Origin of the sequence: Cryptosporangium japonicum (assembly GCF_039524755.1) — a bacterium.
GTDB classification, from domain to species: Bacteria; Actinomycetota; Actinomycetes; order Mycobacteriales; family Cryptosporangiaceae; genus Cryptosporangium; species Cryptosporangium japonicum.
In genome coordinates this window covers 281,411-297,223 of sequence record NZ_BAAAGX010000033.1, presented here as the reverse complement: position 1 = coordinate 297,223, position 15,813 = coordinate 281,411, and the positions used below count along the sequence as shown (strand labels likewise).

General features: G+C 72.1%; 16 protein-coding genes. 7 read left to right on the top strand and 9 right to left on the bottom strand.

What is annotated here, in order from left to right:
* Positions 1-10: 10 nt before the first annotated feature.
* A complete protein-coding gene (locus ABD437_RS36990; protein ID WP_344653619.1) occupies positions 11-835 on the bottom strand; it encodes a helix-turn-helix transcriptional regulator in 825 nt (274 codons plus the stop codon).
* Positions 836-937: 102 nt separating this feature from the next.
* On the opposite strand from ABD437_RS36990, the gene ABD437_RS36985 reads away from it, so the two are divergent.
* A complete protein-coding gene (locus ABD437_RS36985; RefSeq protein WP_344653618.1) occupies positions 938-1,801 on the top strand; it encodes an oxidoreductase in 864 nt (287 codons plus the stop codon).
* A 91-nt stretch (positions 1,802-1,892) separates the two neighbouring features.
* Here the strand turns inward: ABD437_RS36985 and ABD437_RS36980 are convergent, their stop codons facing one another.
* From ABD437_RS36980 to ABD437_RS36965, 4 genes are all read right to left on the bottom strand, one after another.
* Complete coding sequence (locus ABD437_RS36980; RefSeq protein ID WP_344653617.1) at positions 1,893-2,798, bottom strand: ABC transporter substrate-binding protein; 906 nt, start codon at positions 2,796-2,798, stop codon at positions 1,893-1,895.
* Between the two features lie 73 nt (positions 2,799-2,871).
* Complete coding sequence (locus ABD437_RS36975; protein ID WP_344653616.1) at positions 2,872-3,549, bottom strand: ABC transporter permease; 678 nt, start codon at positions 3,547-3,549, stop codon at positions 2,872-2,874.
* Positions 3,546-4,235, bottom strand: coding sequence for an ABC transporter permease (locus tag ABD437_RS36970; protein ID WP_344653615.1), 690 nt, complete (start codon positions 4,233-4,235; stop codon positions 3,546-3,548). Before ABD437_RS36970 ends, ABD437_RS36975 begins: the two co-directional genes overlap by 4 nt.
* Positions 4,235-5,296, bottom strand: a complete 1,062-nt coding sequence (locus tag ABD437_RS36965) for an ABC transporter ATP-binding protein (RefSeq protein ID WP_344653614.1) — start codon at positions 5,294-5,296, stop codon at positions 4,235-4,237. The genes ABD437_RS36970 and ABD437_RS36965 overlap by 1 nt, the downstream gene beginning before the upstream one ends.
* A gap of 125 nt (positions 5,297-5,421) precedes the next feature.
* Here ABD437_RS36965 and ABD437_RS36960 point away from each other — a divergent pair, with 125 nt between their 5' ends.
* Positions 5,422-6,939: an aromatic amino acid ammonia-lyase gene (locus ABD437_RS36960; RefSeq protein ID WP_344653613.1), complete on the top strand. Its 1,518-nt coding sequence runs from the start codon at positions 5,422-5,424 to the stop codon at positions 6,937-6,939.
* Between the two features lie 172 nt (positions 6,940-7,111).
* Here ABD437_RS36960 and ABD437_RS36955 read toward each other — a convergent pair whose 3' ends face one another.
* Positions 7,112-7,966, bottom strand: a complete 855-nt coding sequence (locus ABD437_RS36955) for a MurR/RpiR family transcriptional regulator (RefSeq protein WP_344653612.1) — start codon at positions 7,964-7,966, stop codon at positions 7,112-7,114.
* A 9-nt stretch (positions 7,967-7,975) separates the two neighbouring features.
* Positions 7,976-8,962, bottom strand: coding sequence for a LacI family DNA-binding transcriptional regulator (locus ABD437_RS36950; RefSeq protein ID WP_344653611.1), 987 nt, complete (start codon positions 8,960-8,962; stop codon positions 7,976-7,978).
* 76 nt (positions 8,963-9,038) lie between these two features.
* Between ABD437_RS36950 and ABD437_RS36945 the strand changes: the two genes are divergently transcribed.
* From ABD437_RS36945 to ABD437_RS36925, 5 genes are all read left to right on the top strand, one after another.
* Positions 9,039-9,323, top strand: coding sequence for a hypothetical protein (locus ABD437_RS36945; protein WP_344653610.1), 285 nt, complete (start codon positions 9,039-9,041; stop codon positions 9,321-9,323).
* 78 nt (positions 9,324-9,401) lie between these two features.
* Positions 9,402-10,295 (top strand): amidohydrolase family protein, encoded by an 894-nt coding sequence (locus ABD437_RS36940; protein WP_344653609.1) that lies wholly within the window; start codon positions 9,402-9,404, stop codon positions 10,293-10,295.
* Positions 10,292-10,777, top strand: a complete 486-nt coding sequence (locus ABD437_RS36935) for a cysteine dioxygenase (RefSeq protein WP_344653608.1) — start codon at positions 10,292-10,294, stop codon at positions 10,775-10,777. Before ABD437_RS36940 ends, ABD437_RS36935 begins: the two co-directional genes overlap by 4 nt.
* Before the next feature lie 18 nt (positions 10,778-10,795).
* Positions 10,796-11,632, top strand: coding sequence for a CE1 family esterase (locus tag ABD437_RS36930; protein WP_344653607.1), 837 nt, complete (start codon positions 10,796-10,798; stop codon positions 11,630-11,632).
* 47 nt (positions 11,633-11,679) lie between these two features.
* On the top strand, positions 11,680-12,537 hold the full coding sequence (locus ABD437_RS36925; RefSeq protein ID WP_344653606.1) for a PI-PLC domain-containing protein: 858 nt from the start codon (positions 11,680-11,682) through the stop codon (positions 12,535-12,537).
* Between the two features lie 731 nt (positions 12,538-13,268).
* On the opposite strand, the gene ABD437_RS43175 is transcribed toward ABD437_RS36925, so the two are convergent.
* On the bottom strand, positions 13,269-13,793 hold the full coding sequence (locus ABD437_RS43175; protein WP_425558323.1) for a hypothetical protein: 525 nt from the start codon (positions 13,791-13,793) through the stop codon (positions 13,269-13,271).
* A 1,296-nt stretch (positions 13,794-15,089) separates the two neighbouring features.
* Positions 15,090-15,731: an FMN-dependent NADH-azoreductase gene (locus ABD437_RS36920; RefSeq protein WP_344653605.1), complete on the bottom strand. Its 642-nt coding sequence runs from the start codon at positions 15,729-15,731 to the stop codon at positions 15,090-15,092.
* Positions 15,732-15,813: the final 82 nt, after the last annotated feature.

The following is a 15,813-nucleotide window of genomic DNA, read 5'->3' as shown; positions in this document are numbered from 1 at the left end:
GGCCCTGAGCTCATCGGGGCTCATCGGCCGGCGTCGCGGCCAGCGAACCCAGCAGCTCGAGGGAGCGTGCCGTCTCGGAGTGCGGCTCGGCGTGGTAGATCGCCAGGATCAGGCCGTGCGTGTCCTGCAGCGGCAGCTTCTCGCGTCGCAACTGCATCGGTCCGACCTGGGGATGGCTCAGCCGGAACGAACCACCGGCCAGCGGGACGACGTCGTGCTGCGCCCACAACCGGCGGAACTCGGGGCTCGTCCGGGACAGTTCCTCGACCAGCCGGACGACCGGCGGATCGTCGATCTGGGTACCCACCGACGCCCGGAAACCGGCGACCATGCCCTGGATGGCCTGCTCCCAGTCGGTGAACAGGGCCTGCTCCTCGGGGTCGAGCAGGACGGCGCGGAGCCGGTTCACGCCGGTGCGGATGTTCGGCGAGACCGCGGTGGCCAGGCGGTTGGCCGCCACCACCTCGAACATCCGGTTCTCCACGAAGGCCGGCAGGTTGATCACGTCGAGGAGCTGCCGGATGCCGATCGGCACCGTCTCGCGGTGGGCGCGGCGAGGCGCCGCGCGGGCCGTGGACAGACTCAGCAGGTACTGCGTGGCGGTCGCGTCGAGCTGGAACACCCGGGCCAGCGACTCCAGCACCTGCACCGACGGGTTGCGGTCGCGGCCCTGCTCCAGACGCAGGTAGTAGTCGGCGCTGACGCCGGCGAGCGTGGCGACCTCCTCCCGGCGGAGCCCGGGCGTACGCCGCACGCCCACGACCCGGACGCCGGCGGAGACCGGGTCGATCTGCTCGCGGCGTGCGCGCAGATACTCCCCGAGCGTGTTCGCCATGGTGTCGACTGTACGGTCGCGCCGACCCTCGTGCCTGGTCCCCGCGCTACCAGGATGAGCGGGACACTGACCGGCCGGACCGGCGAGGAGCAGCCTCGAGTCATGGCACAGACGAACCTTCCCGGCGGCACCTACCCGGTCGCCGACCTCACGCTCACCCGATTCGGCTACGGCGCGATGCAGCTGGCCGGCCCCGGCGTCTTCGGGCCGCCGAAGGACCGCGACGCGGCGGTCGCCGTGCTGCGCACCGCCGTCGAGCTGGGCGTCACGCACGTCGACACGGCCGACTTCTACGGTCCGCACGTCACGAACGAGATCATCCGGGAGGCGCTCGCCCCCTACCCGGCGGACGTGCACATCGTCACCAAGGTCGGAGCCCGCCGCGACGAGACCGGCGGCTGGCCGCACGCCCGCACGCCCGCCGAGCTGGTCGAGCAGGTGCATGACAACCTGCGCCGCCTCGGCCTCGAGGCTCTCGACGTGGTGAACCTGCGCGTCGGCGGCTTCGACGCCCCGGAGCCCGGCTCGATCGCCGAGCAGTTCGGGGCCCTGGCCGACCTGCGCGAACGCGGGCTGATCCGGCACCTGGGGCTCAGCACGGTCAACGCCGAACAACTCGCCGAAGCGCAGGCGATCGCCCCGGTGGTGTGCGTCCAGAACTTCTACAACATCGCCAACCGACGCGACGACGCGATGATCGCCGACACCGCGCGCCAGGGCATCGCGTACGTGCCCTACTTCCCGCTCGGCGGCCTCAACCCCCTGCAGTCGGCCACCCTCCGGACGGTGGCGGAGGGCCTGGGGACCACTCCGCTGTCGGTGGCGCTGGCGTGGTTGCTGCAGCGGTCGCCGAACGTGCTGCTCATCCCGGGCACGTCGTCGGTGGCTCACCTGCGTGAGAACCTCGCCGGCGCCGCGCTGACGCTGTCTCCCGAGGCGGTGGCCGAGCTCGACGCGATCGGCTGACCGCCCGCCTCCGGGGTGAGCACCGGTGGACGCTCCGGGTTCGGGGAGGGCCGCCCGACATGACGAGGGGNNCCCCCTCGTCGTCAGTGCGTTACGCCAGGCCGGCGCTCGTGAGCCACTCCTTGGCGACCACGTCGGCGTCCTTCTTGTCGGCGACGACCTCCTTGACGAGCTGCGCGAGCGTCGTCGTGTCGAGCTTCGCCGAGACGGCGTTCAGCGCGGACTTCGCGGTGTCGTCCACGCCCTTCTTGTAGACCAGCGGCGTGACGTTCTGCGCGCTGAACAGCCCCTTCGGGTCGTCCAGGACGACGAAGCCGTTCGACGGCACCGCCGGGTCGGTGGTGAACAGGTTCGCGGCCTGCACGTCACCCTTCTTCAGCGCCGACACGGTGATCGGCCCCGCGACGTCGAGCGACTTGAACTCCTTGAACTCGACGCCGTACTTGTCCTTCAGGCCGACGATGCCCTGCGCCCGGGTCTTGAACTCCGGCGGGCCGCCGATGACCAGCTGCTTCGACACGGCCGCCAGGTCCTCGAGGGACTTCAGCTTGTACTTGTCCGCGGTCTCCTTGGTGACCGCGATCGAGTCCTTGTCCTCGGCCTCGGCCGGGTTCAGCAGCTCCAGGCCCTCCGGCAGCTTGGTCTTCAGCGCGGCGTCGACCTCCTCGCTGGTGGTGGCCGTCGCCGCCTTGTCGAGGTAGGCGAGCAGCGCGCCGTTGTACTCCGGCAGGACGGTGAGCGTGCCCTTCTCGACCTGCGAGTAGATGACCTCGCGCGCACCGATGTTGAGCTGGCGCTTGACCTTGACCTTCTTGGCCTCGAGGGCCTGCGCGTAGATCTCGCCCAGCAGCACGTTCTCGGGGAAGTTCGCGGAACCGACCACGACCTCGCTGCTGCTCGCGGGCTGGTTCAGCGGGTCGTCACCGGAGTCGCTGTCCCCGCCGCCGCAGGCGGTGAGCGCCAGCAGCGCGGCGGCACTACCGACTGCGAACAACATGCGGACTTGCTTTCTCATGGTTTCCCTTCCAGCGGGGTGTGGCGGTTGTGATGGTAGGTCCGGGGTACGACGATTATTTGACGAGCGCCCGCTGACGGACGCCCGGCGACACGATGAGTCGCTGGATACCGACGAACAGCGCTTCGGTTCCGAGCGCGAGCAGCACCGAGAGCACGGCGCCGCCGATCATGACTTCGTACTCCCGGCGGGCCAGGCCGTCGAAGATGTAGCGGCCCAGGCCACCGAGGCCCACGTACGCGGCGATCGTCGCGGTGGAGACGATCTGCACCGCGGCCGTGCGCAGGCCCAGGACGATGAGCGGCAGGGCCACCGGCAGCTCCACCTGGAACAGCACCTGGGAACCGGTCATCCCCATGCCGTTCGCGGCGTCACGCAGCTGCGCGTCCACCTGCCGCACCCCGGCGTAGGTGTTCACCAGGATCGGCGGGATCGCCAGCGCGACCAACGGCAGCAGCGTCGGCGTCAGGCCGATGCCGAACACCACGACGGTGAGCCCGACCAGACCGACGGTCGGCAGCGCACGGGCGGCACCGGCGGAGTTCACGGCGAGGAACGCGCCGCGCCCGGTGTGCCCGACGTAGAGCCCGAGCGGCAGCGCGATCAGGGCCGCGATCAGCAGCGACAGCCCGGAGTAGTAGAGGTGCTCGCCGACCCGGGCCGGGATCCCGTCGGAACCCGACCACTGCGACGCTTCGCCGAACCAGTTGATCGCTCGCGAAACGATGTTCACACCGCCACCCCCGCGGGGTCGGTGGAGACCGGCTTCGCCGAGCGGCCGGTACGGGTCCACGGCGTCAGCAGCCACTGCAGCCCGACGAGGATCGCGTCCGCGAGCACGGCCAGGATCACGGTCAACACGATGCCGACGATGATCGGCGTGATGAAGCTGCGCTGGATGCCGTCCACGAACAGCTGGCCGAGCCCGCTGATGCCGATCAGCGATCCGACGCTCACCAGGCTGATGTTCGAGACCGTCGCCACCCGCAGCCCGGCGACCACCACCGGGATCGCGACCGGCAGGTCCACCTGGAGCAGCCGGCGAAGCCCGCCGAAGCCCATCGCGGTCGCGGCCTGGCTGACGTGCTCGGGCACCGACCGCAGCCCGTCGACGACGTTGCGCACCAGCACCGAGAGCGTGTAGATCGTCAGCGGCACGATCACCGTCCAGCCGGTGAAGCCGGTGTAGTCGATCAGCACGACGAACAGCGCCAGCGACGGCAGCGCGTAGAAGAAGCTGGTGAGCGCGAGCACCGGTGCGTAGAGCCGGGGCACCTGCACGCACAGGATGCCCAGCGGCAGCGCGATCAGCAGGCCGAGCAGCACCGGCACCACCGAGAGGTAGAGGTGCTGGCCGAGCAGCTCACCGAGCAGGTCGTAGTGCGAGGTCACCCAGGACCAGCGCCAGTCCCAGGTCATCAGGCGACCTCGGAGGGCAGGCGTCCGCGCAGCGCGCCCATGATCTGCTCCTGGCCGGCCAGCCCGACGACCTTCCCGTCGGCGTCCACCGCGATCGCGTCGCCGGAGGGGTTGAGCACGGCGCTGTCGAGCGCGGAGCGCAGCGACTCGCTCCCGACCACGAACGCGCGCCCGACCGGGAGCGGGTCACCGTCGGACCCGGGTGCGAGCCACCCCGACGGCTTGCCGGACTCGTCCACCAGCAGCCGCCACGAGTCGGCGACCCCGGCCGCGGTCACCACCCGCGCGGTGTCCAGCGCCAGGCCGTCCGACCCGACGAACGACAGCCGCCGCACCCCGCGGTCGTCGCCGAGGAACTCCTCGACGAACTGGTCCGACGGGGAGGCCAGCAGGCGCTCCGGGGTGTCGAACTGGCCGATCCGCCCGCCGACCTCCAGCACGCACACCAGGTCCCCGAGCTTCACGGCCTCGTCGATGTCGTGCGTGACCAGCACGATCGTCTTGTGCAGCTCGGTCTGCAGCCGGAGGAACTCCTCCTGCAGCTGCTTGCGCACGACCGGGTCGACGGCGCTGAACGGCTCGTCCATCAGCATCACCGGCGGGTCGGCGGCGAGCGCACGCGCCACCCCGACACGCTGCTGCTGACCACCGGAGAGCTGGTGCGGGTAGCGCTTGGCGAACGACGACGGCAGGCCGACGCGCTCGAGCAGCTCCATCGCGCGGGCCCTGGCCTGCTTCTTGTCCTGCCCGAGCAGGAACGGCACGGTGGCGATGTTGTCGACGATCGTCCGGTGGGGCAGCAGCCCGCCGGCCTGGATCACGTAGCCGATCCGGCGGCGCAGCGTCGGGGGGTCCACGCTGCGCACGTCCTGGCCGTCGACGGTGATCGTGCCCGACGTGGCGTCGATCATCCGGTTGATCATCCGCAGCGTGGTGGTCTTGCCGCAGCCGGACGGGCCGACCAGCACGGTGATCTTCCCGGCCGGGATCTCGAGGCTGAGGTCGTCGACGGCGACCGTCCCGTCGGGGAACTGTTTGGTGACGCTCTCGAAGGTGATCACCCGGTGTTCAGCGCTCCCGCCCAGTTGTGAATGGAGTTCTTCATGCTTCTTCCGCGTGAAGATGGTGTCAAGATAGGTTCTGCGTAGCCGCTGTTAAATCGGTATGGAGCGTTGAAGGGGCATCGATGTCGGAGGTCGTGCTCGACGGGGCCGCGCTCACCGCCGAGCAGGTGCGCAGCGTGGCGAGGGACGGCGCCCGCGTGCTGGTGCACGAGGACGGACTGACCCGCGCGAGCGCGGCCCACGAGTCGATCCGGGCGCTGACCGCCGCCCGGCCGGTGTACGGCCGCACGACCGGCGTCGGTGCGAACCGGCTCGTCGCGGTGGAGTACGAGAGCTCGGCCGGGCCGGTCGTGCTCGGCCCCGAGGGCAGCGTGGTGCCGCCCGGGACGCCGATGAGGGAAGTGACGCACCACGAACCGCACGGCCTGCGCCTGCTGCGCAGCCACGCCGGCGGCGCCGGTCCGCTGCTCGACCCGGTGAGCGTGCGGGCGATGCTGACGGTACGGGCGAACCAGCTGGCCGCGGGTGGTTCCGGCGTCGCGCCGCACCTGCTCACCGCGCTCGCCGAAGCCCTCAACCGTGGCCTCACCCCGCCCGTGCACGCGTTCGGCGGCATCGGCACCGGTGACCTGCCCGCGCTCGCCGTCACCGCGCTCTGCCTGCTCGGCGAGGTGCCGTGGCGCGGCGGGGTCATGCCGCCGGTGCCGTTCGACCCGGCCGACGCGCTGTCGTTCATCAGCTCGAACGCCGGCTCGATCGGCGAGGCCGCACTGGCCTGCGCCGACCTGTCGGAGCTGCTCCGGGCCAGCACAGTGATCACCGCACTGGCGTTCCTGGCCTGCGACGGCAACAGCGAACCGTACGAGGCCGTCGTCCACCTGGCCCGGCCGCACCCCGGCCAGCAGACCGTCGCCGCGCGGCTGCGTGACCTGCTCGCCGGCCAGCCGGTCAAGGCCGCGCGCATCCAGGACCCGTACAGCTACCGCGCGGTGCCGCAGGTGCACGGTCCGGCGCTGGACGCCGTCGTCGCGCTGGAGCGGACGATGGGCATCGAGCTGAACGCCGCCGCGGAGAACCCGCTCGTCGACTCGGTCGGCCGCCGGGTGCTGCACAACGCGAACTTCCACACCGCGTACCTCGGCCTGGCCCTGGACGCGATGCGCAACGCGCTCTACCAGACCGCCGCGCTCTCGGTCGCCCGCCTGAGCCTGCTGCTGGAGCCGGCGTTCACCGGGCTGTCGCCGTTCCTCGCATCCGGGCCGCCCGGGTCGTCCGGCCTGATGATCCTGGAGTACGTCGCGCACTCCGCGCTCGGCGCGCTGCGCTTGAACGCGACCCCGACGGCGCTGGCGACCGCGGTGGTCAGCCGGGGGGTCGAGGAGCACGCCCCGTTCTCCTCGCAGGCGGCACGCAACTCGCTCGACGCGGTGGACAGCTACCGGATCGTGCTCGCCGCGGAACTCGTCGCGGCCGTCCGGGCCCTGCGGATGCGGGGCACGCCGCCGGTCGACGGCCCGCTGGCCGAGGCCTTCGGATACGCGGCGGAGCGGTTGCCCGACCGGCTCGACGACCGCCCGCTCGACCAGGACGTGGAGGACGCCGCCGGCCTGTTGCCCGCGTTGGCGGGGCTCGAGGGTTGACCGGCCCGGGGCGCGGGCGCGTCCGGAGCGAGCGCGTACGGATGCTCGTGCATCCACACGCTGTCTTTCGCTTCCGTCCACGGGCCCCATCCTCTGTCGCTCAGCGCTCGGCGCGCATCTTTTGACGTCGAATCGTGACCCACTCAACCCATCAACACGCTGGGATTAGAACCTACCGGTCGGTGAAGAACCCGGCTCGTTCGGCCATCCCCTCGTACGCCTCCAGCCGCGCCTGCGTGCGTGCCGGATCGGCGTCGGCCACGGCCTGGAGCACCACCGCGGCCAGCGCCACCGGGCCGGCGTAGGAGTCGAACACCAGGCGCGTGCCGACGCCGGCGGCGAGCAGCACGTCGACCTCGTCGGCGAACGGCGCGATCGGGGCGTCGGTGACCACCGCGCTGCGCAGGCCGAGCTCCCGGGCGAAGCGCAGCGCGGCGATCGTCTCCTCCGCGTAGCGGGGCAGCACGAACGCGAACACCCAGCGGCCGCCGGCCTCCTGCGACTGCAGCAGCGCGTCGTACACCGCGCTGCCGCCCGAGGTCACCACGCGCACGTCCGGATGGATGCGCTTGGCCGCGTACCCGAAGTAGTCCGCCAGCGGCGCCGAGATCCGGGAGCCGAGCACGGTCAGCGGCACCGACGCCGCCAGGTCCCTCCCCAGCGCCACGACCCGCGACGGGTCGACCAGGCTCTGGCGCAGCGCCTCCAGGTTGCGGATCTCCGCGTCGACCGCCGCCTGCAACTCGTTGCGGCGCACGGTCTCGGGGTCGGGCCGGTCGGCCACCGCGCGCATCGCGATCGGCCGGAGCGCCTTCTGCAGGTCCGGGTAGCCGGCGAAGCCGAGCGCGACCGCGAACCGGGTCACCGACGGCTGGCTCACCCCGACCCGGCTCGCCAGGTCGACGCTGGACAGGAACGCGGCCTCGGCGAGGTGGTCGAGCAGGTGCTGGGCGATGCGCCGCTGGGTGGGGGAGAGCCGGTGCGGCTCGAACAGCGCGAGCAGCTGCTCCGTCGGAGTTCTTCCCACGCGACGAGCTTAGAGGGAGGTGGATTCACGTACCCAAAGACGGGGGGATCGGACGAATCGGCGGTGTTCGGTGCGCCCCTCGACGGCCAGGCTCGCCGCCTGGCGCACGATGCCGTCGAGGTCCCAGTCGACGGTCGTCAGCGCCGGGGTGAGCAGAGCGGACATCGGGTGCGAGTCGTAGCCCATCACCGACACGTCCCGCGGGACCTCGAGCCCGAGCTGACGCGCCGCCGCGTAGACGCCGTAGGCGATGGAGTCGGCGAAGCAGAACACCGCGGTGGGCCGGTCCGGCGGTTCCAGCACGGTGACCGCGCAGGCGGTGGCGCCGGCGAGCGCGTGGGGCGACGTCACCAGGCGGACGTCCAGCCCGAGCCGCGCCGCCTCCACGCCGACGTGCGTCTCCGCCGGGCGATCGGGTGTGCTCGGACGGTTCGGCGTCAGCACCGCGATGTGCCGGTGACCGAGGCCGGCCAGGTGCTCCAGCGCCAGCGTCACCCCGGTGCGGTTGTCGAAGAGCACTTCCCCGCCCTCGACGCCACGCAGCGGATCGCCGATCGAGACGATCGGCAACGAGGTGGCCAGCGCGGCCCAGTCCGGTGCCGACGGATCGATCGGTTGCACGACCAGCGCGTCCACCCGCTGGTCCCGCAGCTGCCGGGCGAGGATCGCCTCCCGGGCCGGGTCGCCGGCGGCGTCCAGGATCAGCGCGTACCGGTCCTGGCCGAGCAGCTCGCGTCCCATCGCGACCGCCAGCGACTGCTGCCAGAGGTCCTCGAGTGAGCCGCAGAGCAGCCCGACCGTGCCGGTGCGGCCGCTGGCCAGCGCACGGGCGATCGGGTCGGCCTCGTACCCGAGCTCGGCGGCGGCCGCGCGCACCCGCCGCTGGGTCTCCTCCGAGGTCTGCAGGCCACGCAACGCGTAGGAGACCGCGGCGGTGGACAGCCCGGTCGCCTCGGCCACGTGGCGGATCGTGGCGCGTTTCCGTTGTTGCGGCACGGTTTCCAGCGTAGTGAGGTGCGGTGTCCGGCGTGGCGTGCGCGGCGTTGCTCCTGTTCGCGGCTTTTCTGAAGTCATGACCGAACCGGAGAAGACCCCGCGCATCGTCCGCGTCATCACGCCCCAGGACCACCACGCCGCCGAGACCGTGCATTCGCGGACCGCCTCACCGGCCGAACTGCTGGCCGGGAAGGTCCGCGGCGGTGAGGCCGAGCACGTCGAGGTCGTCGTCGAGTACTGCGAGGGGCCGACCGGCCACCGCCAGTTCACCGTCGACCTCGGCGACGGCGTCCCGCTGCTGGTGCCGGCCGAGCCGCCGGTGGAGGAGTGGCTGCTGGAGCACGGTATCCCGGCCTCTTGACGGGGGTGGAGGTTAACCGGTTAACTTCAGGGGAGTTAACCGGTTAACCCTCTATCTCGGTAGGAATACCCTTCTGGCATGCGCATCGACGTCCATCAGCACCTGTGGCCCCAGCCGCTCATCGAGGCCCTGCGGGCGCGCACGGCGCCGCCCCGCCTCGACGGCTGGACCCTGCACACCGCGAGCGCGCCCCCGTTCGAGGTCGATCCGGCCGACCACGACGTCGCCGCCCGGATCGCGCTGATCGACGCCGACGGCCTCGACCGGGCCCTGGTCTCGCTCTCCAGCCCGCTGGGCATCGAGTGGCTGCCCGACGCGTCCGCGCTGCTCGACGCGTACCACGAGGGCGTGACGGCGTTGCCGGGGCGGTTCGGGGCCTGGGCGGCCGCCGGGCTGGTCACGATCGACTCCGCCGCGCTCGAGCGGGCGCTCGACGCCGGCTGCGTCGGGCTCCAGCTGCCGGCGAACGCACTGCTGGATCCGGCCGGCTACGCGCACTGCGCGCCCCTGCTCGACGTGCTGGAACGGCGGAGCGCCCCGCTGCTCGTCCACCCCGGCCCGCACCCCGCGCCGCCCGCGGGTGCCCCCGGCTGGTGGCCGGCGCTGAGCCCGTACGTCCACCAGATGCACGACGCGTGGCACGCGTTCCTCGCGTTCGGCCGGGCCGCCCACCCCACGCTGCGCATCTGCTTCGCGTTGCTCGCCGGGCTGGGGCCGCTGCACGGCGAACGGCTCGCGGCCCGCGGCGGCCCGGCCCGCCGCCCGGTCGACATGGACGCCTTCGTGGACACCTCGTCGTACGGGCCGCGTGCGGTCGACGCGATCACCCGGGTGCTCGGCGTCGACCTGGTGGTGCTCGGGTCCGACCGGCCGTACGCCACCGTGCCCGACTTCGGCCTGGGCGACGCGTTCGACCACGCGATCGCCGTCTCCAACCCCGCGCGTCTCCTGTACGGAAAGGGAACGAAGTGAACTTACCGGCACGCGACCTGACGAAGCGCGAGCTGAAAGACCTGGTCGACGACCTGGCCCGGCACCCCGACCGGTGGCGCGAGCACATCGCGTTCTCCGACACCGAGCGCCACTACGTCTCGCTCCACCGCGACGACCACGTCGACGTCTGGCTGCTCTGCTGGACACCGCAGAACGACACCGGCTGGCACGACCACGACATCTCGTCCGGTGCGGTGGCCGTCGTGCAGGGCGCGGTGCACGAGAACAACCCGCGCATCGGCGGGGAGCACGTCGACGTCGTCGTCCGCGAAGGCGAGTCGTTCTGCTTCGGGCCCGACCACATCCACCGCATGTCCGGCGCCGACGCGGAGAGCGTCTCCATCCACGCGTACTCGCCGCCGCTGTGGCGGCTGGGCACCTACCTGATCACCGACGACGGCGTGATGCGCCGCACGTCGGTCAGCTACGCCGACGAGCTTCGTCCCCTCGAAGTGGCGTAGTTCCGGCACTCTGACCTGGTGCGCAAGCTGCTGCTGGTGGTCCTGGTGATGCTCGCGGGGTGCTCCCGCGCCGATTCCGACGTGCACACGCTGGGGGACCGCACCTACCGCGTGCACGGCACCGGCGACACCGTCGTGATCGTGCTGCACGGCGGCGGGGGCAACGGGGCCCAGGTCGCCGAGCAGACCGGTTTCGACGCGCTCGCCGACCGCGAGGGGTTCCGCGCCGTGTACCCGGACGGTTCCGGCCGGTCGAACCTGCTCACCTGGAACGCCGGCACGTGTTGCGCCTACGCCCGCGATCAGGGCGTCGACGACGTCGGGTTCATCCGCGCGCTGATCGACGAGCTCGACGCCGACCGGGTGTTCGTCACCGGCTTCTCCAACGGAGCCATGCTCACGTACCGGCTCGGCTGCGAGCTCGCCGACCGGATCACCGCGATCGCACCGGTCTCCGGTGCGTTGGACGTCCCGTCCTGCACCCCGTCCCGCCCGTTGCCGGTGTACGTCATCCACGGCGACGCCGACGAGGTGGTGCCGTACGCCGGTGGCGTCTCCACGCGGCGCCCCGCGAACGAGGAGCGGGCCGGGTCGCATCCGCCGGTGAGCTTCGCGGTGAAGACCTGGGTGGGCGTGGACCGGTGCTCCGGTACCCCCACGCGCACGGTCTCGGGTGTCGTGACCTCCGAGCGGTACGACTCGTGCGCGCCCGGTGTCCAGGTGTGGCTGGACACGATCGCCGGCGGTGAGCACGCCTGGCCGGGCGGTGCCGCCGGACGGCGCGGCGCCGATCAGCCGGCTGATTTCGACGCGTCGGCGGCGATCTGGGGATTCTTCGCGACCCACGGCGGTTAGTTGTCGGGGGCGGCTGGTAAATCTCTTCGCGAAGAAGGGAGCCGAGCATGTCGGCGTTAGTGACCGTGCTGGTCGGGCTGGGCGCGGCGGTGGTGATCGCGGCCGGTGTCGGTGTCGCGGCCCATTTCCGCCACCGGCGCTGGGGTGCGATGACCGGTGGTCACGCCCACAACGACTACCGCCATTCCCGCCCGCTGCTCGCGGCGCTCGACCAGGGCTTCACCAGCGTCGAGGTCGACATCTGGCCCCACCAGGACGAGCACGGCGTCCCGCGGTTGCTGGTCGGGCACGACGCGGAGGACCTGGAGTACTGGCGCACCCTGCGCGGCCTGTACCTGGAGCCGCTCGCGCGCCGGGTCGCCGACCACGGCGGTGTGCTGCCCGGCTACGACCGCCCGTTCCAGCTGCTCGTCGAGATCAAGAACGACCCCGAGTGGTGCTGGGAACTGCTCTCCGCCGAACTGGACAACTACCAGCACATCCTGACGCGCTTCGAGGGCGACGAGATCCACGCCGGCGCCGTCACCGTCGTCATCACCGGCAAGCCGCCCAAGAAGGAGCTGGCCGCCGCCCCCGTCCGCTACGCGGCGTGCGACGGCTCCCTGGCAGCTGTCGGAAGCGACTCCCCGGCCTCCCTGGTGCCGCTGTGCAGCGAGAAGTGGGACTGGAAGTTCACCTGGGACGGCCACGGCACCATGCCCGACGCCGAACGGAAACTCCTCCGCGAGTGGGTGGAGAAGGCCCACGCGGAGGGGCGCACCGTGCGCTTCTGGGGCGTACCCGCCCACTCTCGACGTCAGCGCCGAGCCTTCTGGAAGGAAATGCGCGACGCCGAGGTGGATTATTTGGGCACCGACGACTTGTCGGCGTTGCGTGCTTTCCTGCACGTGCCGTCGGGTCGCTGATCCGGTGGGGGTAGCTTCCGGGCGCGTGGTGCCCGGGGGCTGAGCCGGCGAGCGGCTCGGCCTCACGGTCGCGCGGGGTCTCGTGCTGGGCGGGGTCTCGTGCTGGGCGGAGTCTCGCGCTGGGCGGGGTCTCGTGCCGGGCGGGGTCTCGTGCCGGGCGGGGTCTCGCGCCTGGCAGGGTCTCGCGCTGGGCGGGGCGGGTCCGTGCTTCGCGCGGCGGTTTAGCGGTGCGCGCGGGGCTGGGTTCCGGGTGGCGGTGTCGTGCAGTGCGTGGGTTCCGCGTTCGCGCGGTAGTCCCATGCAGCTCGCGGAGGGCTCGCGTTTCGTGCGGCTGCGCGGTGTCGCACCTCACGCTGCGTGGTCCCACGCCGCTCCGCGCTGCGATCCACCCTGCTCCGCGCTGCGATCCGAGTTCCGCGCTCAGCTCCCGCGCACCGCCAATCCTTGCTTCTCGGCCAGCTCCCAGGACCTGCGCTCAGTTCGCATTCCTCGTGCCCTCCGCAGGCTCTGAGCCCACGAACGGCTCCGCCGTCACACGTCTCGCCTATCGATCCCCGGAGCTAGCGCAGCTACGCGGCTCCGAGCCGAGCCGAGCCGTGCCGAGGGGGCCCCACGCCTGGGTCGCCCTGCCCTGAGTCGCGCTCGGATCGTCCCGCGCTAAGTCGCGCTCGGATCGTCCCGCGCTAAGTCGCGCCGCGTGCAGGCCGCTTCGCCCCCCTCGCGGAGCCGCTTCAGGCCGCGCCGAGTTGGCCTGGTTCACTCCCATCCCAGTCCCGGGCCAGGGCGCTCTGCCCCGTCCGCGCCGGATTCCCTGCCGGGTTCCCTGCGCCGAGCCTCCTCGCCCCGATATGCGCTCGGCGTCGCGCCAAGCCGCCCAAACCGCGCTGGGCCGCTCTGCCTGCTCCGGGCCGCAGTCGGGTCGCTCCGCCCCCCGCATGGCCGCCGCCATCCCGCGCTGAGCGACTCCCGCGCCGTGCTGCTTCGCGCCGTGCTGCTTCGCGCCGTGCTGCTTCGCGCCGTGCTGCTTCGCGCCGTGCTGCTTCGCGCCGTGCTGCTTCGCGCCGTGCTGCTTCGTGCCGTGCTGCTTCGTGCCGTGCTGCTTCGTGCCGTGCTGCTTCGCGCCGTGCTGCTTCGCGCCGTGCTGCTTCGTGCCGTGCTGCTTCGTGCCGTGCTGCTTCGTGCCGTGCTGCTTCGTGCCGTGCTGCTTCGTGCCGTGCTGCTTCGTGCCGTGCTGCTTCGCGCCTCGCTGCCCCCATCCCGCGCCAGACCGGGTCCGCGCCACGTCGGACAGGGCCGCCAACGCTCTGGGCCGTTTCGCCTTACTCCCGAGGGGGCGCTCCACTCCAGACTCAGCCCCCCGCCATGCCGTCCTATGCCGAACTGCTCAGCTCCACGCTTGGCCGCTTAGCTCCACGCTTGGCCGCTTAGCTCCGCGCTTGGCCGCTTAGCTCCGCGCTGAGCTGCCATGAGTTGCGCCGACCCAGGCTGAGCCGCTCAGCCCGCGAAGCCCGACTCAGCCCGGCCTCGCGCTGCCCCGGCTCACGCTGCCCCGGCTCACGCTGCCCCGGCTCACGCTGCCCCGCCTCGCGCTGCCCCGCCTCGCGCTGCCCCGCCTCGCGCTGCCCCGCCTCGCGCTGCCCCGCCTCGCGCTGCCCCGCCTCGCGCTGCCCCGCCTCGCGCTGCCCGGGCTCGCGCTGCCCGGGCTCGCGCTGTCCTGGCCCCATGCCGGGGCGCGCCGCACCGGATCGCGCTGCGCCACCCATCATCGGAGCTTCCTGCGCGCTCTGCGCCGAGCCGCCCTGCGCCGTCCCACCTGTGCCGCGCCGTGCCCGAGTACCTTCGCGCCTGGCCGCTCGCCGCGCCTAGCGCCCGTGTCAGATCGCGCGGAACGACCGTGCCGCTTCGCACCGCCCCAGGCCGTTCCGGGTTCGGACCGCTGAGCTCCAGCCCACGCCGCGTCGGTCCGCCCTGCGTCGTCTCGTCCAAGTCGCCCTGTGTCGAGTTCGCCCTGTGTCGAGGCGCCCGCGACCCGCTGCGACCCGCTGCGACCTGCTGGGACCCGCTGGGACCCGCTGTGACCCGCTGCGACCCGCTTGTGCCGCTCAGCTCTGGGCTGTGCCGGGTCATGCTGCGGCGGGGTCGTGCTGCGCCGCCTTTCCAGTCCGGCCACTCCAGCTAGGTTGCGGTGCTGTGGGCGCCTCGCCCCGCCTGCTCCAGGCCCCGCTCCACCCGGCGCTGAACCGCCCCGCTCCCGGCCGTGCGGCCCCGCTCTCGGCCGTGCGGCCCCGCTCTCGGCCGTGCGGCCCCGCTCTCGGCCGTGCGGCCCCGCTCTCGGCCGTGCGGCCCCGCTCTCGGCCGTGCGGCCCCGCTCGGTCGCGCCGCCCCGCTCGGTCGCGCCGCCTCACTTGCGGCCGCGCCGCCCCGCTTCCGGCCGCGCCGCTCTGCACCCGGCCACGGCGCTCTGTGGTTGTGCCCCACGTGCCCTGTGAGCCATACCGCCCCGCTGCACGGGCTGTCTCACTCCATTGCGGGCGACCCGGGCCCCCATCAGCTCACAACGAGGCGCCCAGAGCAGCAGCCCGATCCAGAGCCGCTGCGAACAAAGCCTCGCTATGAGGCACCTGGGCGGCCAGCTCCGGAATGCGCGGCGCCAACGTCAGCTCGGTCGCCACCACCGTGACCGTCATGCCCAGCGCATCGCCCAGGATGATCCGCAGCACCGGCGTCAGATGATCCCACCCCTGCGTCGGCGAACCCTCGACGTACGAACCACCGGCGCTGGTCACCACGACGGCCTGGCGGCCGGCCATGGGCTGGCTCGGGGTGGCGTCCAGGGTCGTGGTGACGCCCGGGACGTGGATGTGGTCCACCCAGGTCTTCAAGGTCGACGGGAGCGAATAGTTGTACATCGGGGCGCCCACCAGGAGGACGTCGGCCGCCAGCAGCTCGTCGAGGATCGTCTGCTGCAGTGCTTCGTCCTCGGCGGGGGCGGTCTCGCCCTCCGCTCGCAGGCGGGGCGCCCAGTGCAGGGCGGGGGTGGAGAGCCGGGGAAGCGGAGCGGTGTGCAGATCGCGGTAGGTGACCGTGTGATCGTCGCCGCGGTCGGTCCAGGCTTTCGCGAACGCGGCCGTGATGGCCCGCGAACGCGACCCGGTGAGGTCGGCGGACGAGTCGAGATGCAGCAGGTGGGGCATTCTCCGGTTATAACCTTTCACGATTCCGCCATGCGAGGATGGCGAAATCACTGACGTCAGCGGGGCGTCGTTCCTACACTGA

Coding starts and splice junctions, on each gene's coding strand:
- ABD437_RS36990 (WP_344653619.1), bottom strand. CDS start 835: ATGGCGAACACGCTCGGGGAGTATCTGCGCGCACGCCGCGAGCAGATC.
- ABD437_RS36985 (WP_344653618.1), top strand. CDS start 938: ATGGCACAGACGAACCTTCCCGGCGGCACCTACCCGGTCGCCGACCTC.
- ABD437_RS36980 (WP_344653617.1), bottom strand. CDS start 2,798: ATGTTGTTCGCAGTCGGTAGTGCCGCCGCGCTGCTGGCGCTCACCGCC.
- ABD437_RS36970 (WP_344653615.1), bottom strand. CDS start 4,235: ATGACCTGGGACTGGCGCTGGTCCTGGGTGACCTCGCACTACGACCTG.
- ABD437_RS36960 (WP_344653613.1), top strand. CDS start 5,422: ATGTCGGAGGTCGTGCTCGACGGGGCCGCGCTCACCGCCGAGCAGGTG.
- ABD437_RS36945 (WP_344653610.1), top strand. CDS start 9,039: ATGACCGAACCGGAGAAGACCCCGCGCATCGTCCGCGTCATCACGCCC.
- ABD437_RS36940 (WP_344653609.1), top strand. CDS start 9,402: ATGCGCATCGACGTCCATCAGCACCTGTGGCCCCAGCCGCTCATCGAG.
- ABD437_RS36925 (WP_344653606.1), top strand. CDS start 11,680: ATGTCGGCGTTAGTGACCGTGCTGGTCGGGCTGGGCGCGGCGGTGGTG.
- ABD437_RS43175 (WP_425558323.1), bottom strand. CDS start 13,793: ATGGGGGCAGCGAGGCGCGAAGCAGCACGGCACGAAGCAGCACGGCAC.
- ABD437_RS36920 (WP_344653605.1), bottom strand. CDS start 15,731: ATGCCCCACCTGCTGCATCTCGACTCGTCCGCCGACCTCACCGGGTCG.